We start from the raw sequence: 18,777 nt of genomic DNA, 5'->3' as shown, positions 1-18,777 counted from the left end.
GGACCAGTGACCGTTGCCGGACAGATGCTCGAGACCTATCCGCAGGACCTCGGCGGTATCGACCGCGAGAAGCTCCGCGCCTGCATCGAGGCGTGCGTGGAGTGCGCCCAGGCGTGCACGGCCTGCGCCGACGCCTGCCTGAGCGAGGACATGGTCGCTGAGCTCCGGACGTGCATCCGCACCAACCTCGACTGCGCCGACGTCTGCGAGGCCACCGGCCGGGTCCTGTCCCGGCGCACGGGCTACGACGCCACCCTCACCCGGGCCGTCCTCGAGGCCTGCGCCGCGGCCTGCAGGGCCTGCGGCGACGAGTGCTCGGGCCACGCGCAGATGCACGAGCACTGCCGGGTCTGCGCGGAGAGCTGCCGCGCGTGCGAGCAGGCCTGCCTCGAGCTGCTCAGCTCGCTCGGCTGACCCGGACGACCCCTGACGAGATGAGAACAGTGACCCACGAGAAGTCGGCGTTCAGCGAGCAGGTGGACGGCCGGTCAGGAGTGGTCCGGGCCCGGGGACACCTGAGCGTCCAGGCCGCGGACCTGCTGTCCGGGACCGTCGCGACGCTGCACCGCGACGGCCACGAGCGCGTCGTCCTCGACCTGCAGGCCGTGCACGGGACCGACGACGCCGGGCTGCTGGCCCTCGACCAGCTGCAGTCGGTCATCGCCGCGCGGGGCGGCAAGGTCGTCGTCCTGGCTCCTCGGGGGCCTGCGGAGGGCTGAGCCACGAGGGTCAGCGGCCGGCGGTCGTGGCGATCCAGGTGTCGATCGTCTCCCACCAGCGGTACAGCCACTCGGTCTGCTCGTCCCGGTCGCGCGGCACCTCGTCGGCCGGGACGAACCACCACCGCAGGTGCAGGGTCTTGTCCATGGGCAGGCCGCGCCAGAGGTCCCGCACCGTGCTCAGGTGCTCCAGCCCGGTGTGCGCCACGAAGACGACGTCGGCGTGCGGCGCGGCGCCCAGCGCCGCGGACACGCCAGCAGGCCTCGGCGGCAGGACGTGCCGCATCGCCTCGGCCCGGCGCACGGCGGCGGCCAGCCCCCGGTCGCGCAGCCGCTCGATCGCCCGGACCTTGCGCCGCGGGGTGAAGTTCGCGCCCTCGGGGAAGATCAGCAGCGCGTCCTCCTCGCCCAGCCCGCGGGCCAGGTCGGCGATCGCGCCCTCGGAGCTGTACCCGTCGGCGCGCTCGGACGGGACGAAGTGGTTGGGCAGCCGGTTGAGGTAGACGTCGAGCAGCGGGTCCAGCTGCAGCACGTCCTTGAGCACGATCCGCGGCTGCCGCAGGTGGTCGCGGTTCATCAGCGTGTGCACCAGCAGGAACGAGTCGCCCGGGCCTGCGTGCCGGGAGAGCACGACCATGGCGTTGGTCGATCCGGGCACCCCGTCGTCCAGTGGTGACCACGAGGCGCCGTCGGTGACCAGCCGCAGCGCGAAGAGCCGTTGTGCCGCGCGCATCATCACGTCCAGCAGCCGGCGCAGCACGGTGTAGTGCACCCGCCGGGACGCCGGGGTGCGCAGCCGGCGCCCGAAGCCCGCTCGCAGCCAGAGGACCCCCGCGGCCACCAGCCCGACCACCTCGAGCGCGAGATACACGAACGCGAAGGCCAGCAGCCGCAGCGCGCGCCAGCGGCCCGGCAGGAACACCGAGACGATCGCGCCCACGACGACGAGCGCGGGCAGCAGCAGCACGCCCGCGCCCAGCGCGGCGATCAGCAGCGGGCCGGTCACCCGTCGGACGGGTCGGGACGGCAGCACGTCAGATCACTCCGTCCAGGTAGCTGCGGGCCGCGTCGTACGCGCGATCGATCCGCTCCGCGGCACCGGAGAAGTCGCGGTAGCGCAGGGAGCCCGCCCCCACCAGGTTCCCCGAGGGCAGCACGTGCACGGTCACGTCCGCGGGCAGCGCGGCCAGGTCCGCGGCCAGCCGGTGCCGGCGGGCGATCTCGAACGCGACCACCCCGACCTCCCAGGGCCGCGTCGGCGGGCGCAGCGGACGATCGATCCGGCCGACGTGCAGCACGTAGATCGTGCCGGCTCCGAGCGCCACCGCCCGGCCGACCGGGATGCTGTGCACCAGCCCGCCGTCCAGGTAGTGCTCGCCGTCGATCTCGACCGGCGGCAGCAGCCCGGGGACGGCGGAGGAGGCGAGCACGGCGTCGATCAGGCTCCCCTCGGTGAACCAGTGCTCCGCGGCGCGCTCGATGCTGGCGGCCACGCACTGGAACGGAACCTGCAGCTCGGCGAAGCTCCGCACCGGCAGGTGATCGGCGAGCAGCTCGCGCAAGGGCTCGCGCGGGTGCAGGTGCGTGCGGGTGCGCGCCAGCGTCCGTGCCCGGGCGAGCACGGATCCGGCGAAGACGCCCCGGGACCCCAGCTCCTGCCACACCTCGCGCAACCGCTCGACCGCGACCGGCGTGGGATCGGCAGCGACCAGCGCGCCGTTGATCGCGCCCACCGACGTGCCGACGACGAGATCGGGTCGGACGCCGCGCTCGAACAGGGCCCGGAGCATGCCGACCTCCGCCGCGCCGAGCACTCCCCCACCGCCCAGGACGAAGGCAGTGCCGCTGTCGGTGGCCGGTACCGGTGGCGACGACATGGCCGCATCGTGTCATCCAGCGCGGTGAGGGACCCGGCGACGACGTGGTCGAGGTGGCCGGGCACGATCGGGGGTCGTGCGCCAAGAACCGCCGGACGGCCTTCCCCGCGAGGTCCGCGTCCTCGCGGTCGTCGCCTTCGTCGTGGCGCTGGGCTTCGGCATCGTCGCCCCGGCCATCCCGCTGTTCGCCCGGGACTTCGGCGTCGGCCGGACCGCGGTCGGGCTGGCGGTCAGCGCCTTCGCCTTCTTCCGCTTCGTCTCGGCGTTCGGCGGCGGCTCGCTGGTCGAGCGGTTCGGCGAGCGGGTGGTGCTCGCCGCAGGCCTCGGGCTGGTCGCCGTCACCACGGGTCTGGCGGGGCTGGCCGGCTCGTTCCCGCTCTTCCTGGCGCTGCGCGCAGCCGGCGGCGTGGGCAGCGCGATGTTCACGGTCGCGGCGCTGTCGCTGCTCTTCCGGGTGGCGCCGCCGACCCATCGAGGCCGCGCCGCCGCGACCTGGCAGGGCGGGTTCATCCTCGGCGGCATCGCCGGGCCGGCAGCCGGCGGACTCCTGGCCGAGCTCTCGCCGCGGCTGCCGTTCTTCCTCTACGCCGGCTTCCTGCTCGTGGCGGGCGCCGTGGCCCTCGTCCTGCTGCGGGCCGCACCGGCCGGGCCGGAGGGCGCCTCTCCCACCGCCGGCCCCGACCTCGATCCCGGGCCGGTGCGGCTGGCCACCGCGATGCGGAACCGCGCCTACCTCGCCGCGCTGATCGCCAACCTGGGCACCGGCTGGTTCCTCTTCGGCGTGCGCAACTCCCTGGTTCCTCTCTACGTCACCGAGGAGCTCGGCCGGACCGTCGCCTGGGCCGGCGCCGGACTCCTCGCCGGGTCGCTGGCGCAGGCGCTGGGCCTGCTCCGCGCGGGTCGGCTGGTCGACCAGTGGGGACGGCGGCCCTCGCTGGTGCTCGGCTCGGCGCTGGCCACCGTCTCGGTCGTGGCGCTGGTGTTCCCTCCGCAGCTGATCGTCTTCCTCGCGTCCATGGCCCTCTTCGGGCTGGCCGCCTCGCTGCTCTCCGCCGCGCCCGCCGCGCTGGTCGCCGACGTCAGCCCGGCGCGCGGCGGCCGGCTGGTCGCGGTGTTCCAGATGTCTGCGGACCTCGGGGCGGTCGCCGGGCCGCTGATCGCCGGGTGGCTCGCCGACGTCGCCTCGTTCCAGTGGGCGTTCGCCGTCACCGCCGTCGTCATCGGCGCCGGTCTGCTGGCCGCCCTGTCACTGCCCCGGACGGCGCCGGCAGGTGGGTGACGTCAGCGCTTCACCTGCTGCCGCCACCGGGTGAGCACCCGCTCGGTGTAGCCGTTCGGCTCCCGCCGTCCGGTGAGGACCAGGTCGAGGGCGGCCTGGAACGAGGGGCTGCCGTCCAGGTCCGCGGCCATCGGCCGGTAGCCCGGCTCGCGGGCGTTCTGCGCGTCCACGAGCACCGCCATCCGGGCGAAGGTCTCGCGCAGCTGTGCCTCGTCGACCAGGCCGTGGTGCAGCCAGTTGGCGAGCTGCTGGCTGGAGATCCGCAGCGTCGCCCGGTCCTCCATCAGCCCCACCCCGTCGAGGTCGGGCACCGTCGAGCAGCCGATGCCGAGCCCGATCCAGCGGACGACGTAGCCGAGGATCGACTGCGCGTTCGTCTCCAGCTCGTGCCGGACCTGCTCCGCCGTCAGCTCCGCGCCCCCGCCCGGCAGCACCGGCGGGGGCAGCAGCCGTCGCCGGTCGGTCAGCGGCCGCCGGGACAGCTCCTCCTGGACGGCGAGCACGTCGGTCTCCAGGTAGTGCAGCGCGTGCAGCGTGGCGGCGGTCGGTGACGGCACCCAGGCGGTGGTGGCCCCCGCGCGGGGATGGGCACCCTTGGTGTCGAGCATCTCCCGCATCGCGGCCGGCTTGGCCCACATCCCCTTGCCGATCTGGGCCCGTCCGCGGAACCCGGCCCGCAGCGCCACCTCGACGTTGCGGTCCTCGTAGGCGGCGAACCACGGCTGCGACCGCTGCTCGCCCTTGCCGACGACGGGCCCGGCCTCGACGTGCGTGTGGATCTCGTCGCCGGTGCGGTCCAGGAAGCCTGTGTTGACGAAGACGACGCGGTCGGCCGCGCGGGCGATGCAGGCCTCGAGGTTGGCCGAGGTGCGCTTCTCCTCGTCCATGATCCCGAGCTTGAGCGTGGCCGGCGCCAGCCCCAGCGCCTGCTCCACCGCCGCCAGCAACTCGACGGTGAGCGCCACCTCGTCGGGCCCGTGCATCTTCGGCTTGACCACGTAGACGCTGCCGGTCCGCGTGTGGCTGTGCCGCCCCCGACCTCGCAGGTCGTGCAGCGCGGCCACCGCCGACACCATCGCGTCGAGCACTCCTTCGAGCAGCGGCTCACCCGCCGCGGTGCGGACCGCGTCCAGCCGCAGGTGGTGCCCGACGTGCCGCACCAGCAGCAGCGAGCGCCCGGGCAGGACGAACTCCGCGCCGTCGCGGCCGACGTAGACGCGGTCCCCGGCGATCGTGCGGGTCACGGTGCCGCCGTCCTTGGCGAAGGTGGCGGTCAGCTCGCCGGTCCGGAGCCCCAGCCACGTCCGGTAGGCGCCCACCTTGTCCGGGCCGTCGACCGTGGCGACGGAGTCCTCCAGGTCGACGATCGTGCTGACCGCGGACTCCACCAGGACGTCGGCGAGCCCGGCCGGGTGCTGAGCGCCCACCGTCGTCGCCGGGTCGAGAACCAGCTCGACGTGCAGGCCGTGCCGGCGCAGCAGCACCCCGGCGAGGCGGCCGTCGTCGTCCCGGTGCCCGGCGAACTGCGCCGGATCGGCGAGCGCGGTCGTGCCCGCCGTCGTCTCCAGGACGAGTGCGCCGTCCGCCACGCGGTGGGCGACGACGTCGGCGTGGCTGCCCTCGGCGAGCGGGAAGAAGCGGTCGAGCAGCCGCGCCGCCTCCGCGACCACCTGCGTGCCGCGGCGTTCGTCGTAGCCCGGGGCCACGGGGCCGTCGTGGGGCAGCGCGTCGGTTCCGTAGAGGGCGTCGTACAGCGAGCCCCACCGCGCGTTGACGGCGTTGAGCGCGTACCGCGGCACCGTCGCCGGAACCACCAACTGGGGCCCGGGCACCGTCGCCAGCTCAGGATCGACGTCCCGGACGTCCAGCACCGGCTCCTCGACGGGCACCAGGTAGCCGATCCCGGTGAGGAACTCCTCGAGCGTGTCGGCGTCGCCCGGGCCGTGCTCCCGGTGCCAGGCGTCGATCTGCTCCTGCAGCTCGTCGCGACGGCGCAGCAGCTCCTCGACCCGGCCGGCGAAGCGCTCCTGCAGGCCGGCCACTGTGGACCAGAACTGCTCCGGCGTCAGGTCGAGGCCGGGGAGCAGCTCCTCGGCCACGAAGCTCCGCAGCGCGGGGTCGGTCCGCAGGCCGGTTGCCTCGGTCATGGTGGTCTCCCTGTCAGGTCGCGGTGAGCAGCCGGTCGAGCGTGGCCCGGTCGGGTCCGCCGGCCGCGACGACCTCGGCGGCGTCGAGCGCTCCGCTGTCCAGGCCGCGGACCAGGTAGCCGGCCAGCGCACGGGCGGTGGCCGGCTCGTCGAGCACGCCGGAGTCGGCGCGGTCGAGCCAGCGCACCAGCCGGTCGGCGGCGACCTGCATCCCGTCCCGGAAGAACCGGAAGGTGGCGGCGTACCGGGTGGGCAGCTGGCCGGGATGCAGGTCCCAGCCCTGGTAGAAGCCACGGCGCAGCGACCGGGTGACCAGGTCGGCGTGCAGCCGGCGGGCCGCCTCCACGGCGGCGGCGTCCCCGACGGGCAACACGTTGGTCGAGCCGTCGCAGACCGGGACGCCGGTGCCGGCGGCGGCCACCTGCATCACCGCCTTCGCGTGGTCGGCGACCGGGTGCTCCAGGCTCTGCTCCGAGGCGGCCACGCCGAGCGCGGCGCTGTAGTCGTAGGTGCCGTAGTGCAGTCCGGCGCAGCGGCCGGACGCGGCGGTGATCATCGGGGCCACCAGCGCGCGGCCGTCGGCTCCGAGCACCGCCTGCGGCGTCTCGACCTGGATCTCGAAGCGCAGGCCGGACACGCCGAAGCCCTGCTCCAGGGCCTCGCAGACGGCGGCCATCGCCTCGACCTGGGCCACCGAGGTGACCTTGGGCAGGGTGAACCGGAACCCGGGCGGCAGCGGCCCGGCCGCGAGCAGCGTGTCCAGGAACAGCTCCGCGCTGCGCAGGCCCCGGCGCCGGGTCGCGGCCTCCAGCGACTTGAGCCGCAGCCCGACGAACGGCGGCGCGGCCGGTCCGGAAAGCATCGCGCCGACGGCCTGCGCCGCGGCCCGGACGTCGCGGTCCTCGTCGTCGTCGGACCGGACGCCGTAGCCGTCCTCCGCGTCGACGCGGAGGTCCTCGATCGGCTCGGTGGCGAGCTTCGCGCGGATCCGCTCCTCCAGCGGCGCGAACTCCGCCAGAGGGCCGTGCTCGTCCAGCACCGCGACGGCGGCCGCGCCCCAGACCTGAGGCGTGTCCGCGGTGATCCGGTCGGCGGGCACGTAGACGGTGTGCACCGGCTGGCGGCCGATCGCCGGTCCGGGATAGCGGGCGGTCCGGGCCGCGTCGTCGGCGGCGAGCGCGGTGTCCAGGGAGGCGAGCAGGGCGTCGGTTCGCATCGGCTCAGCCTCGGAGCTCGTCCGGGTGCACCCGGGCGGCCTCGTCGGGCGGCAGCAGCGACAGCCAGCGGTCGGCGGCCGCGGCGCGGACCTCCGGCGCCACCTCGCCGTGCACGTGGAAGCGGGAGACCCCGCCGTCGGGATAGATGTCCAGCCGGACGGCGCTCACCGGCTCGCCGGGCAGCAGCCGGAACCGGTGCACGGTGTCGGGGACCAGCGCCGTGCGGGGCAGCAGCTCGCGGCCGGTGCCGGCGTCGGAGAGCCGGGCCCAGCCCGGTGCGTTGCCGACGAACCGGGTGGTGTCGACGACCACGTCGTGCAGCAGACCGGGAACGGCGAGCGCGACCTCGAGCCAGTCGTTGCCCGGCCCCCGGCGGCGAGCGGTCTCCCAGCCGTCGCTCATCACGGTGGCCCGCCCGGGAGCCAGCACGTTCGCCGGCGACGAATAGAACATGTTGCTGCAGTCGAGCACCCGACCGCCGGTGAGCGTGGCGGCGAGATCCGGCCGGCCACCGAGCCAGCGCGGATCGGACACCACCTCGCCGAGCACCCGCAGCCGCGCGACGCCGCCGTCGGGGCGGATCCGCAGCCGGACGTGCGTGACCAGCCGCTCTGGCCCGTCGACCGGCAGCACGTTCAGGGCGTCGCCCTGCAGCGGGGTCCAGTCGACGAGCGGTTGCCAGGCGGCGTTCCGGAGCTGGTCGGCGCCGGGATGGCCGAGCAGCGCCACGCCGTCGATCGCGGCGGCCTCCGGGAAGTTGCCCCGGAAGAACGCGGTGTCCACGACCACCGAGCGCACCAGGGCGGGAGCGGCGAGCCGGACGATGGCCTCGTCGTCGCCGGGTGTGCGCCGGCGTCGGGTCTCCCAGCCGTCGTAGACCTTGCCGCGCGCGGCGTAGGCCGACAGGTCGTGCGTCGGCGGCGCCGCGGTGATCAGCGCGTGCACGTCGGCGAAGAACTCGTCGTTGCACCACACCACGCTGCCGCCCAGCGCCCGGCCGGCCACGTCCGGCAGCGACCTCAGCGACTCGTCCACCCTGACCTCGTCTCCTCCGGCGTTCACGCCGGCACCACGGTCCGCCCGGTCCGGGGCACCCGGCCGGGGTCGCTCACGTCGTACACCGGCTCGCCGCGCAGCCAGGTGCTGCGGACGACGCCGCGCAGCTCCCGCCCCGCGTACGGCGTCACCGGGTTCCGGTGCCGCAGCGCCGCCACGTCCACCACGAAGCTCTCGTCCGGCGCGAGCACGCAGAAGTCCGCCTGCCGCCCCACCTCGATCGCCCCCCGGTCGGTCAGGCCGGTGAGTGCCGCCGGCGCGCCCGCCATCCAGCGGACGACGTCGGCAGGGGCGAACCCGCGCCGCGCGGCCTCGGTCCACACCAGCGGCAGGCCGAGCTGGAGCGAGGCGATGCCGCCCCAGGCGAGGTCGAAGTCGCCGACGTCGAGCCGCTTGGCCTCCGCGGTGCACGGCGAGTGGTCGGACACCACGCAGCCGATCGTCCCGTCGGCCAGGCCCTGCCAGAGCCGGTCGCGGTTCGCCGCTCCGCGGATCGGCGGGCAGCACTTGAACTGGGTGGCCCCGTCGGGCACCTCCTCCGCCGTGAGCACCAGGTAGTGCGGGCAGGTCTCCGCGGTGACCGGCAGCCCCTCGGCCTTGGCCGCCGCGATCAGGTCCAGGCCCTCGCCGGCCGACACGTGCACCACGTGGACCCGGCAGCCGGTCTCCCGCGCGGTCGCGATCAGCAGTTCCAGCGCCCGGGTCTCGGCCACCGGCGGCCGGGAGCGGAGGAAGGAGCCGTAGGTCCGGTCCGGCGCCGGCGCGGTGTCGATGACGTCGGGGTCCTCGGCATGCGCGATGAGCAGCCCGCCGACCGCCGCGACCGCCGTCATGGCTGCCCGGAGCTCCGCGGGGCCCAGCGGCGGGAACTCGTCGACCCCCGACGGCAGCAGGAAGCACTTCACGCCCACGACCCCGGCGGCGTGCAGCGGGCCGAGGTCGCCGGCGTTGCCGGGCACGGCGCCGCCCCAGAACGCGACGTCGACGCCGAGCTTGCCCGCGGTCGCCGCCCGCTTGGTCTCCAGCGCCGCGACGTCGACGGTCGCCGGAATGCTGTTGAGCGGCATGTCGACGATCGTCGTGACGCCGCCCGCGGCGGCCGCGGCGGTCGCCGTCGCGAACCCCTCCCACTCCGTCCGGCCCGGCTCGTTGACGTGCACGTGGCTGTCGACCAGGCCGGGCAGCAGCACGCAGTCGGGGTCGAGGCGCACGGTGCGCACCCCGGCCGGAGGCTCGTCGGAGATCGCGGTGATCCGGCCGCCGGAGACGGTCACGGCTCCGGACCGCTCACCTCCGGGGACGACGATGCGGCGCGCCTCCAGGGCGAACTCGGCGTCGGGCACGGCACTCCTTCCAGGGGGTCAGGGCGGTCATCCTGGCATCCCGGCCGACGCCGTCCCGCCGCGCCGGGGCGGCGAAACGCGGCGGAAACGTGAGCAACCAACCGGCAACGAATCGGCGTTAGCGTCCCCGCCGATGAGCGAGATCGGAATGACCGCATCCCTCCCCCTGGAGGCGCTGGACTCCGCGCCGGAGGCCGACGCCGCCGCGGTGCTGCGCGCCTGCTGTGCCAGCGACCGCTGGGTGGCCCAGCTGCTGGCCGGCCGTCCCTACGGCGACCTCGCGCGGCTCACCGCCGTCGGCCGCGACGCCGTCCTGGCGCTGCCCTGGCCCGACGTCGAGCAGGCGCTCGCCGCGCACCCCCGGATCGGCGAGCGCGCGGCGGGCGCCGACCGCGAGGCGGCCTGGTCCCGCCAGGAGCAGTCGGGCGCGTCGGCCGCACCGGCGGGAACGCAGGATGCGCTGCGCCGGGCCAACGTCGCCTACGAGGAGCGGTTCGGGCACGTCTACCTGGTCTGCGCCACCGGTCGCACCGCCGAGGAGCTGCTCGCGGACGCGACCGCCCGGCTGGCGCACGACCCCGACACCGAGCACGACGTCGTCCGCCGCGAGCTGGCCGCGATCGTGGAACTCCGACTGGCGAAGGCACTGGTATGAGCATCTCCACGCACGTCCTCGACACCGCTGTCGGCCGTCCGGTCCGGGGCATGGCCGTCCGGCTGGCGTCCGGGGACGGCGACGTGGTCGCCGACCGCGTCACCGACGCCGACGGCCGGGTGCCCGACCTCGCCGGCGACCTCCCGGCCGGCGTCTATCGCCTGACCTTCGACGTCGCCGGATCCGCCGGGGAGGACGCCTTCTACCCGGAGGTCGTCGTCGCCTTCCGCATCACCGACCCGGCGGCGCACGTCCACGTGCCGCTGGCGCTCAGCCCCTTCGCCTACTCGACCTACCGGGGCAGCTGATGATCATCCTGGAGAACGCCGCGATCGCGACCGTGGACGCCGCGGGCACCGAGCACGCGAGCGGACACGTCGTCCTCGACGCCGGGCGCATCGTCGCCGTCGGCCCGGGCTCGGCCCCGCCGCAGTACGCCGCACCCGACGCCACCCGGGTCGACGCCGCCGGCTGCCTGGTCACCCCGGGCCTGGTCAACACCCATCACCACCTCTACCAGTGGCTGACCCGCGGCTACGCCCCCGACGCCACGCTCTTCGGCTGGCTCACCGAGCTCTATCCGGTGTGGGCGCGGCTGGACGCCGAGCGGCTGTACGACGGCGCCTCGGGCAACCTGGCCTGGCTGGCGCTGTCGGGCTGCACCACCTCCACCGACCACCAGTACGTCTTCCCCACCGACGGCGGCGACCTGCTCGAGGCGGAGATCTCGGCCGCGACGCGGATCGGGCTGCGCTTCCATCCGTGCCGCGGCTCGATGGACCTCGGGCAGTCGGCCGGAGGTCTGCCGCCGGACTCCGTCGTGGAGGACCTGGACACGATCCTGGCCGCGACCGAGGCGGCGATCGACCGCTGGCACGACCCGGCGTCCGACGCGATGGTGCGGATCGCGGTGGCACCGTGCTCCCCGTTCTCCGTCACCGAGCAGCTGATGCGCGAGTCCGCCGCGCTCGCCCGCCGGCGCGGCGTCCGGCTGCACACCCACCTCGCCGAGACGACCGACGAGGACGACTTCTGCCGGGAGACCTACGGCCGCACTCCCGCGGAGTACGCCGAGGACCTGGGCTGGCTCGGCCCCGACGTCTGGCTCGCCCACGGCGTGCACCTCTCCCCCGACGCCGTCGCCCGGCTGGCCACGACCGGCACCGGCGTGGCGCACTGCCCGACGTCGAACGGCCGGCTCGGCGCGGGCATCGCCCCGGTCCGACGGCTGCTGGACGCCGGCGCGCCGGTGGGCCTGGGCGTCGACGGCTCGGCGTCCAACGAGTCCGGCCGGATGGTGGACGAGCTGCACCAGTCGCTGCTGGTAGCCCGCGCCGCCGGTGGCCCGCAGGCGCTGACCGCCCGGGAGTCGCTGCGGATGGCGACGATGGGCGGCGCGCAGTGCCTGGGCCGCCAGGACGAGATCGGCTCGCTGGAGCCGGGCAAGCTCGCCGACCTCGCCGTCTGGCGGGTCGACGGGCTGGCCGGCGCCGGGATCGCCGACCCGGTCGCGACGCTGGTCCTCGGCGCCCCGGCGCTGGACCGGCTGTACGTCGGCGGCCGGGAGGTCGTCGCCGGGGGCCGGCTGTGCACCGCCGACCCCGACGAGCTCGCCGCCGGCGTCGCCCGCTCGGCGGCCGCGATGCGGGGCGAGCGCTGATGGACCTCGGCACCGTCGAGGAGTTCGCGCCCGCCGCCCTCGGCGAGTGGCAGCCCGGCGACGCCTGGCTGGCCGGCGGCACCTGGCTCTTCTCCGAGCCGCAGCCGCAGCTGCGCCGGCTGCTGGACCTGCAGGCCTTCGGCTGGCCGCCGCTCACCGCCGGCGACGACGGCCTGGAGATCGCCGCCACCTGCACGCTGACCGAGCTCGCCCGGTACGCAGCTCCCGCGGAGTGGCCGGCCGCCGCCCTGTTCCGTCGGTGCTGCGAGGCCCTGCTCGGCTCGTTCAAGGTGCGCTCGCTGGCCACCGTCGGCGGCAACCTCTGCCTCGCGCTGCCGGCCGGCCCGATGACGGCGCTGGCCGCCGCGCTCGACGGCGTCTGCACGCTGTGGGCCGCCGACGGCACGCAGCGGTCGGTCCGGGCGTCGGAATTCGTCACCGGCAACGGCACGAACGTGCTGCGCCCCGGTGAGCTGCTGCGCTCGGTGCACCTGCCGGCGTCCGCGCTGCGCAGCGAAATGGCGTTCCGCCGCACCTCGCTGAGCCCGCACGGCCGCTCCGCCGCACTGGTGATCGGCCGCCGCGACGGCGCCGGCGCGGTGCTCACCGTGACCGCCGCGACCGTGCGGCCGGTGCAGCTGCGCTTCGACCGGCTGCCGGACGCCGAGGAGCTCGCCGCCGCGCTCGACGCCGCCGCCCTCCCGTGGCACGACGACGTGCACGGACTGCCGGCCTGGCGGGCGCACATGACCGGGCTGCTCGCCGAGGACGTGCGCGCGGAGCTGGCCCGATGAACGTCAACGGACGCCCCGCCGAGCACGAGCCCGCCCCCGGCCAGTGCCTGCGCACCCACCTGCGCGAGCAGGGCTGGTTCGGCGTGAAGAAGGGCTGCGACACCGGGGACTGCGGCGCCTGCACCGTGCACGTCGACGGGCAGCCGGTGCACAGCTGCATCTATCCAGCCCGCCGCGCCGTCGGCCACGAGGTCACCACGATCGAGGGGCTCTCGGGGTCGGAGGCGGCGGCCGGAGACGACCTCCATCCCGTGCAGCGCTGCTTCCTGCAGGGCCAGGCGTTCCAGTGCGGGTTCTGCACCGCCGGGATGGTCATGACCGCCGCCGCGCTGCCCGAGGAGCACGCGCACGACCTGCCCGAGGCGCTCAAGGGCAACCTGTGCCGGTGCACCGGCTACCGGCCGATCGCCGACGCCCTCCGCGGCACCGTCCCTCCGGTGCAGTCGGCCGAGGGCCCCGTCGGGACCGACGTCCCCGCACCCGCCGGCCCCGACGTCGTCACCGGCCGGGCCCGCTACACCCTGGACGTCGAGGTGCCCGGCGCCCTGCACGCGGTGCTGGCCCGCTCGCCGCACCCCTCGGCCTGGATCCGGTCGGTCGACGCAGCCCCGGCCCTCGCCGTCCCCGGCGTCGTCACCGTGCTGACCTGGCAGGACTCCCCCGACGTCGCCTACTCCACCGCGCGGCACGAGAACCGCGAGGACGACCCGGACGACACGCTCCTGTTCGACCGGACCGTGCGCTTCGCCGGACAACGGGTGGCCGCGGTGGTCGCGGAGACCCGGGCCGCGGCCGAGGAGGGCTGCCGCCGTCTGGTCGTGGACTACGACGTGCTGCCCGCCGTGTTCGACCCGCGGGCGGCGATCGCCCCGGGTGCGCCCCTCGTGCACGGCGACAAGGCCGACGTCGCCGAGGCGCTGGCCCGCCGCATCCACGACCCCGCGCAGAACATGGCCGCGCACATCTCCAGCCGGATCGGCGACCTCGACGCCGGCCTCGCCCGGGCCGCGGAGACCGTCGAGCTCTCCTTCGGCGTCCAGCGGGTCCAGCACGTGGCGCTGGAGACGCACGCCGCGATCGCCTGGCCCGAGGGCGAGGGCGTCGTCGTCCGGAGCAGCACCCAGGTGCCCTTCCTGACCCGGGACGCGCTGTGCCGGCTCTTCGACCTCCCCCGCGACGCCGTCCGGGTGGTCAGCGGCCGGGTCGGTGGCGGGTTCGGCGGCAAGCAGGAGATGTTCACCGAGGACGTCGTCACCCTCGCCGCGCTGCGCACCGGCCGCCCGGTCCAGCTCGAGTTCACCCGCGAGGAGCAGTTCATCGCGACCTCCACCCGGCACCCCATGGAGATCACCGTGCGGGCCGGGGCCGACGCGGACGGGGCCCTGACCGCGCTCGAGGTGCGGGTGCTGTCGAACACCGGCGCCTACGGCAACCACGGCGCCGGCGTCCTCTTCCACTCCTGCGGCGAGTCGATCGCCCTGTACAACTGCCCGGTCAAGCACGTCGAGGCGGTCGCCGCCTACACGCACACGGTGCCGGCCGGGGCGTTCCGCGGCTACGGCATGAGCCAGACGGCGTTCGCCATCGAGTCGACGCTGGACGAGCTGGCCCGCCGCCTCGGCCTGGACCCGGTGGAGCTGCGCCGGCGCAACGTCGTCCACCCCGGCGACCCGATGATCTCCATCGCCGGCAGCCATCCGGACGTCGACCTGCACAGCTACGGGCTGACCGAGTGCCTCGACCTGGTCGAGGCGGCCCTGGACAGCGGCCGCGGCGAGCCCGTGCCGACCGGGCCCGGCTGGTCGACCGGCCGCGGGGTCGGGATCACCATGCTCGACAGCTCGCCGCCGCGCGGCCACGTCGCCACCGCCCGCCTCGTCCGGGGCGAGGACGGCGGGTACACGCTGTTCGTCGGCACCGCCGAGTTCGGCAACGGCACGACCACCGTGCACGCCCAGCTAGCCGCCGCGGGGCTCGGCACGACGGCCGACGCGATCCGCGTCGTCTCCTCCGACACCGCGCTGACCGGGCACGACACCGGTGCCTTCGGCTCCACCGGCACGATGGTCGCGGGGGCGGCGACCCTGCGCGCCGCCCAGGCGATGGCCGCGCTCGTCGAGAGCGGCGCCGAGGGGCGGCTGGAGACCGAGGGCCGGGCCGACGGCACCCCCCGCACGGTCGCCTTCGCCGTCCACGGCCTGCGGGTGGCGGTGCGCGCGGAGACCGGCGAGATCCGGGTGCTGCAGAGCGTGCAGGCGGTCGACGCCGGAACCGTTCTCAACCCGCGGCAGCTGCGCGGGCAGGTGGAGGGCGGCGCGACGCAGGCGTTGGGGGCTGCTCTGCACGAGCACGTGGACGTCGACGGCACCGGGCAGGTCACCACCCGCACGCTGCGGAACTACCACGTCCCCGCGCTCGGCGACGTGCCGGCGACGGAGGTCTTCTTCGCCCGCACCGACGACCCGCTCGGGCCGCTGGGCGCCAAGCCGATGAGCGAGGCGCCGTTCAACCCGGTGGCCCCGGCGCTGGGCAACGCGGTCCGCGACGCCACCGGTGTCCGGCTCACCCGGCTGCCGTTCACCGCCGACCGGGTGCACGCCGCGCTGCGGGCCGAACGGCTCCAGCACCAGACGCACTGACCCACCGCCGGCGACGAACGGCCGGCACCACCGCCAGGAGAGGACACGCGACATGCCCCGACTCGGGACCAACCGGTACGGCAAGGCAGAGGTCCGGCTGCTCCGGGTCACCCGCGGCGGCGCCGACGGCGACGCGCTGCGCGACTGGAACGTGTCGAGCAGCCTCTCCGGGGAGCTCGAGGCGGTGCACCTCTCCGGCGACAACGGCAACGTGCTGCCCACGGACTCGCAGAAGAACACCGCCTACGCCTTCGCCCAGCGGCTCGGCGGGGTCGAGCCCGAGGCCTTCGCCCTGGCGCTGGCCGAGCACTTCGTGAGCAGCCAGCCGGCGATCACCCGCGCCCGGCTGGCCGTCGAGGAGTACGGCTGGAGCCGGGGTGCGGCCGGGCATGCGTTCGTGCGCGACGGCGGAGAGGTGCGGACCACCACCGTCGTCCACGACGCGAGCGAGGGGACGCACGTGGTCTCGGGCATCCGCGACCTGGTCCTGCTCAACACGACCAACTCGGAGTTCTGGGGCTTCGCCAAGGACGAGTACACGACCCTGGCCGAGACGAAGGACCGCATCCTGGCCACCCAGGTCACCGCCCAGTGGCGGTTCCGCGGCACCGACGTGGACTGGGCCGCCGCACGCACGGGAGCCCGCGAGGCGCTGCTGACCGCCTTCGCCGACACCTACAGCTACTCGCTGCAGCAGACGCTCTTCGCGATGGGCGCCCGCATCCTCGACGCGGTCGACGCGATCTGCGAGGTCCGCCTCGTGCTGCCGAACAAGCACCACTTCCTCGTCGACCTGACGCCGTTCGACCTGCCGAACGACGACGAGGTCTACCTCGCCGCCGACCGCCCCTACGGGCTCATCGAGGGCACGGTGCTGGCGGACGACGCCGACGAGGCGCCGCTCGCCTGGACCTGAACGGCGGGATCAGCGCTGGTCGGGGTCCTCACGCGCAGCCGAGCGGGACGAGAGGAAGTCCTCCCAGTCCGGGCGGCTGCGCCTGCCCAGGCCGGCCACGAGGAGCAGGGCCGCGACCAGGGCGACGACGACCGCGAGAGCCACGACGGCAGCGACGGTCTCCCACTCGAAGAGCGGCGAGACCGTCAGGCTGCCCGGCAGGGGCGCGGTCGGAGTCGGTTCCACGTCCCCAGGATGCGCCCGGGCACCCGCCGGGAAACGCCCCTGGCGGCGTCCTCACCCCGTGGGGTCAGGAGCTCCCCGCGACGCGCCGCACCGCCCGCCCCGTCGGGGTGAGGAGGTCCCGCCGACCGGCCGTTCCGGCGGTCCGGCGGCCGTAGCGTCGCCCTCTCGTGGACGGGACTGCGCGGGGAGACATCCGGATGAACACCCAGACATCGACACGGGACGACGTCGTCCCGGGCATGGACGCGGCCGAGCCGGACGCGCCCCGCGAGAGCCCGAAGGTCTCCGGTGACCTGACGAGCGTGCTGCAGTCCGCGCCCATGTTCCGCCGGGCGCTGGCCGGCTACGACCGCTTCGAGGTCGACACCTACGTCCGCTGGTCGGAGGAGGAGCTGGCGACCGCGGAGCGGGAGCGCGAGCACCTCATGGTGCGGCACCTCAACACCGTGACCGCCCTCGACGACGCCCGCCGTCTGCTGGACCACTCCAGCGGCGGCCGGGAGTTCCTCGGGACCTCCCAGCGGATCGGCACCCTGCTCGCCGCCGCGGCCGACGAGGCCGACGGCATCCGGGCCGACGCCGAGGCCGAGCGCGCCGCGGCCGCCGAGGCGGCTGCCCGGCTCGCCGAGCAGGCGGAGCAGGCACTCGCCGCCGCGGACGACGAGGCAGCCCGGCGGATGGCCGCGGCGTCCACCGAGGCCGCGGCGCTGCTCGCCGACGCGCGACGCGCCACGGCCGAGGCCGAGCAGGCCTGTGCGGCGCTGCGGGAGGAGTCCGAGCGCCACCTGACCGCGGCGCGGCTGACCGCCCGCACGGCCGAGGAGGACGCCGACCTGCTCCGCAGGCAGGCCGCCGAGCAGGTGCTCGCCGCGCACCTGCAGGCCCGGGACGAGACCCTCCGGATGCTGTCCACCGGTCGTGACGAGCGGCGCCGCGCCGACGACGAGGCCGCCGCCGAGCGGACGCGCCTGGACTCCGCCGCGACGACCCGTCGCAGCGCGGTGCTCGCCGACGTCGAGGCCCTGGAGGCACGGCTGACCGCTCTCCGCGCACAGGCAGGCCCGACCGCCGCGCAGCCGTCCGTCACCGGATCCCGGCTGGACCGGTTCGCCGCGTGGCTGGGCGTTCCGCGCGCCGGCTGAGCTCAGCCGCCAGCGGTCACTCGAGGGCTCACTCGAAGACGACGGTCCGGCTGCCGTGGATCACGATGCGGTTCTCGGTGTGCCAGCGGACCGCGTGCGCGAGCGCGCGGGTCTCGGCCTCCCGGCCACGGGCGGCGAGCTGGTCGGGGTCCAGGCCGTGGTCGACCCGGAGCATCTCCTGCTCGATGATCGGGCCCTCGTCCAGGTCCGCCGTCACGTAGTGCGCGGTGGCGCCGATGAACTTCACGCCGCGGGCGTGCGCCTGGTGGTAGGGGCGGGCGCCCTTGAAGCTCGGCAGCATCGAGTGGTGGATGTTGATCGCGCGGCCGGCGAGCTGGCGGCACAGGTTGTCGCTGAGGATCTGCATGTAGCGGGCGAGGACCACCAGCTGCACGTCCTCCTCGCGCACGATCTCCAGCAGCGCCGCCTCGGCCTCGGCCTTCGTCTCGCGCGTCACCGGGATGTGCCGGAACGGGATGCCGTAGAAGTCCGCGATGTTCTGCAGGTCCGGGTGGTTGGAGACGACGGCGACGACGTCGAGGTTCAGCTCGCCGATCGAGTTGCGGAACAGCAGGTCGTTGAGGCAGTGCGCGTACTTGCTGACCATGATCAGCACCCGCTGCCGCTCGGCGGAGTCGGCCAGCCGCCAGTTCATGCCGAACCCGGTGGCGGTCTCCTCGAACGCGGCGCAGAGGGCCGGGAAGTCCAGCGGGCCGCCGTCGAGATCGGCGAACTCGACCCGCATGTAGAACATGCCGCTGGTCGGGCTGTCGAACTGGTGGCTCTCCAGGATGGTGCAGTGCTCGCGCATCAGGAATCCCGACACCGCGTGCACGATCCCGGGGGCGTCCTGGCAGGAGAGCACCAGGACACCGTGCTGTGCGCCGGCGAGCCGCGTCATCGCGTCTCCTCCTGAGGGTCACGCGGTCGTCCACCGGCCGCTTCGAGTGGTCCGTGCGAAACGTATGCAGCGAACGAGTGTGACGGATGCCGCAGATGACGTCTCGCGGACAGCAGGACCTGCCACCCGGTCCGCGACAATCGACGTAGGCGGCAGCAGCGCTCGTCTCCTCTCCTCCGCGGACGGTGGTCCGGCTCTTGCCGCGGG

At 75.0% G+C, this 18,777-nt stretch carries 18 protein-coding genes; 10 read left to right on the top strand and 8 right to left on the bottom strand.

The genetic code is table 11. From position 1 onward, the window contains the following. The first annotated feature begins 6 nt into the window (after positions 1–6). Together LBW97_RS10465 and LBW97_RS10460 are read left to right on the top strand one after the other, a co-directional pair. The gene (locus LBW97_RS10465; protein WP_224499367.1) at positions 7–414 is read left to right on the top strand and encodes a four-helix bundle copper-binding protein; all 408 of its coding nucleotides are present in this window, start codon (positions 7–9) and stop codon (positions 412–414) included. Between the two features lie 29 nt (positions 415–443). Then, positions 444–719 carry an STAS domain-containing protein gene (locus LBW97_RS10460; RefSeq protein ID WP_224499366.1) on the top strand — a complete coding sequence of 92 codons (276 nt, stop codon included), beginning with the start codon at positions 444–446 and terminating at the stop codon, positions 717–719. Between the two features lie 10 nt (positions 720–729). On the opposite strand, the gene LBW97_RS10455 is transcribed toward LBW97_RS10460, so the two are convergent. Both LBW97_RS10455 and LBW97_RS10450 read right to left on the bottom strand, forming a co-directional pair. Beyond that, positions 730–1,752, bottom strand: a complete 1,023-nt coding sequence (locus tag LBW97_RS10455; RefSeq protein WP_224499365.1) for a lysophospholipid acyltransferase family protein — start codon at positions 1,750–1,752, stop codon at positions 730–732. A 1-nt stretch (position 1,753) separates the two neighbouring features. After that, a complete protein-coding gene (locus tag LBW97_RS10450) occupies positions 1,754–2,596 on the bottom strand; it encodes a patatin-like phospholipase family protein (RefSeq protein ID WP_224499364.1) in 843 nt (280 codons plus the stop codon). A gap of 76 nt (positions 2,597–2,672) precedes the next feature. Here LBW97_RS10450 and LBW97_RS10445 point away from each other — a divergent pair, with 76 nt between their 5' ends. Further along, the gene (locus LBW97_RS10445; RefSeq protein ID WP_224499363.1) at positions 2,673–3,875 is read left to right on the top strand and encodes an MFS transporter; all 1,203 of its coding nucleotides are present in this window, start codon (positions 2,673–2,675) and stop codon (positions 3,873–3,875) included. A 2-nt stretch (positions 3,876–3,877) separates the two neighbouring features. Here LBW97_RS10445 and LBW97_RS10440 read toward each other — a convergent pair whose 3' ends face one another. The 4 genes from LBW97_RS10440 to allB are packed head-to-tail and all read right to left on the bottom strand — an operon-like array spanning position 3,878 to position 9,638. Then, entirely contained in the window at positions 3,878–6,022 is a 2,145-nt protein-coding gene (locus LBW97_RS10440; protein ID WP_224499362.1) for a malate synthase G, read from the bottom strand. Between the two features lie 13 nt (positions 6,023–6,035). Next, the gene (locus LBW97_RS10435; RefSeq protein WP_224499361.1) at positions 6,036–7,238 is read right to left on the bottom strand and encodes an aldolase/citrate lyase family protein; all 1,203 of its coding nucleotides are present in this window, start codon (positions 7,236–7,238) and stop codon (positions 6,036–6,038) included. A 4-nt stretch (positions 7,239–7,242) separates the two neighbouring features. After that, complete coding sequence (gene alc / locus LBW97_RS10430; RefSeq protein WP_224499360.1) at positions 7,243–8,301, bottom strand: allantoicase; 1,059 nt, start codon at positions 8,299–8,301, stop codon at positions 7,243–7,245. Continuing rightward, positions 8,298–9,638 carry an allantoinase AllB gene (gene allB, locus LBW97_RS10425; RefSeq protein WP_224499359.1) on the bottom strand — a complete coding sequence of 447 codons (1,341 nt, stop codon included), beginning with the start codon at positions 9,636–9,638 and terminating at the stop codon, positions 8,298–8,300. Before allB ends, alc begins: the two co-directional genes overlap by 4 nt. Before the next feature lie 133 nt (positions 9,639–9,771). Here allB and uraD point away from each other — a divergent pair, with 133 nt between their 5' ends. Genes uraD through pucL form a run of 6 tightly spaced genes read left to right on the top strand, consistent with a single transcriptional unit; the run spans position 9,772 to position 16,302 of the window. Beyond that, the gene (gene uraD, locus LBW97_RS10420) at positions 9,772–10,293 is read left to right on the top strand and encodes a 2-oxo-4-hydroxy-4-carboxy-5-ureidoimidazoline decarboxylase (RefSeq protein ID WP_224499358.1); all 522 of its coding nucleotides are present in this window, start codon (positions 9,772–9,774) and stop codon (positions 10,291–10,293) included. Continuing rightward, positions 10,290–10,601, top strand: coding sequence for a hydroxyisourate hydrolase (uraH, locus tag LBW97_RS10415; RefSeq protein WP_224499357.1), 312 nt, complete (start codon positions 10,290–10,292; stop codon positions 10,599–10,601). The genes uraD and uraH overlap by 4 nt, the downstream gene beginning before the upstream one ends. Next, the gene (locus LBW97_RS10410) at positions 10,601–11,953 is read left to right on the top strand and encodes an 8-oxoguanine deaminase (protein ID WP_224499356.1); all 1,353 of its coding nucleotides are present in this window, start codon (positions 10,601–10,603) and stop codon (positions 11,951–11,953) included. The genes uraH and LBW97_RS10410 overlap by 1 nt, the downstream gene beginning before the upstream one ends. Beyond that, on the top strand, positions 11,953–12,747 hold the full coding sequence (locus tag LBW97_RS10405) for a xanthine dehydrogenase family protein subunit M (protein WP_224499355.1): 795 nt from the start codon (positions 11,953–11,955) through the stop codon (positions 12,745–12,747). The genes LBW97_RS10410 and LBW97_RS10405 overlap by 1 nt, the downstream gene beginning before the upstream one ends. Continuing rightward, positions 12,744–15,386 carry a molybdopterin-dependent oxidoreductase gene (locus LBW97_RS10400; RefSeq protein WP_224499354.1) on the top strand — a complete coding sequence of 881 codons (2,643 nt, stop codon included), beginning with the start codon at positions 12,744–12,746 and terminating at the stop codon, positions 15,384–15,386. Before LBW97_RS10405 ends, LBW97_RS10400 begins: the two co-directional genes overlap by 4 nt. 52 nt (positions 15,387–15,438) lie before the next feature. Beyond that, entirely contained in the window at positions 15,439–16,302 is an 864-nt protein-coding gene (pucL, locus tag LBW97_RS10395; protein WP_224499353.1) for a factor-independent urate hydroxylase, read from the top strand. Positions 16,303–16,311: 9 nt separating this feature from the next. On the opposite strand, the gene LBW97_RS10390 is transcribed toward pucL, so the two are convergent. After that, positions 16,312–16,527: a hypothetical protein gene (locus LBW97_RS10390; RefSeq protein ID WP_224499352.1), complete on the bottom strand. Its 216-nt coding sequence runs from the start codon at positions 16,525–16,527 to the stop codon at positions 16,312–16,314. A 197-nt stretch (positions 16,528–16,724) separates the two neighbouring features. On the opposite strand from LBW97_RS10390, the gene LBW97_RS10385 reads away from it, so the two are divergent. After that, entirely contained in the window at positions 16,725–17,669 is a 945-nt protein-coding gene (locus tag LBW97_RS10385) for a hypothetical protein (RefSeq protein ID WP_224499351.1), read from the top strand. Between the two features lie 28 nt (positions 17,670–17,697). Here the strand turns inward: LBW97_RS10385 and purU are convergent, their stop codons facing one another. Then, entirely contained in the window at positions 17,698–18,570 is an 873-nt protein-coding gene (gene purU, locus LBW97_RS10380; RefSeq protein WP_224499350.1) for a formyltetrahydrofolate deformylase, read from the bottom strand. Between the last annotated feature and the right edge of the window lie 207 nt (positions 18,571–18,777).

Origin of the sequence: Blastococcus sp. LR1 (assembly GCF_020166105.1) — a bacterium.
Classification (GTDB): Bacteria; Actinomycetota; Actinomycetes; order Mycobacteriales; family Geodermatophilaceae; genus Blastococcus.
This window is presented reverse-complemented; position numbering and strand designations above follow the sequence as displayed.

What these genes read in the sequence shown, in the direction of transcription:
- LBW97_RS10450 (WP_224499364.1), bottom strand. Translation starts at nt 2,596, where the DNA reads ATGTCGTCGCCACCGGTACCGGCCACCGACAGCGGCACTGCCTTCGTC.
- LBW97_RS10440 (WP_224499362.1), bottom strand. Translation starts at nt 6,022, where the DNA reads ATGACCGAGGCAACCGGCCTGCGGACCGACCCCGCGCTGCGGAGCTTC.
- LBW97_RS10435 (WP_224499361.1), bottom strand. Translation starts at nt 7,238, where the DNA reads ATGCGAACCGACGCCCTGCTCGCCTCCCTGGACACCGCGCTCGCCGCC.
- uraD (WP_224499358.1), top strand. Translation starts at nt 9,772, where the DNA reads ATGAGCGAGATCGGAATGACCGCATCCCTCCCCCTGGAGGCGCTGGAC.
- uraH (WP_224499357.1), top strand. Translation starts at nt 10,290, where the DNA reads ATGAGCATCTCCACGCACGTCCTCGACACCGCTGTCGGCCGTCCGGTC.
- LBW97_RS10410 (WP_224499356.1), top strand. Translation starts at nt 10,601, where the DNA reads ATGATCATCCTGGAGAACGCCGCGATCGCGACCGTGGACGCCGCGGGC.
- LBW97_RS10405 (WP_224499355.1), top strand. Translation starts at nt 11,953, where the DNA reads ATGGACCTCGGCACCGTCGAGGAGTTCGCGCCCGCCGCCCTCGGCGAG.
- LBW97_RS10400 (WP_224499354.1), top strand. Translation starts at nt 12,744, where the DNA reads ATGAACGTCAACGGACGCCCCGCCGAGCACGAGCCCGCCCCCGGCCAG.
- pucL (WP_224499353.1), top strand. Translation starts at nt 15,439, where the DNA reads ATGCCCCGACTCGGGACCAACCGGTACGGCAAGGCAGAGGTCCGGCTG.
- LBW97_RS10385 (WP_224499351.1), top strand. Translation starts at nt 16,725, where the DNA reads ATGAACACCCAGACATCGACACGGGACGACGTCGTCCCGGGCATGGAC.
- purU (WP_224499350.1), bottom strand. Translation starts at nt 18,570, where the DNA reads ATGACGCGGCTCGCCGGCGCACAGCACGGTGTCCTGGTGCTCTCCTGC.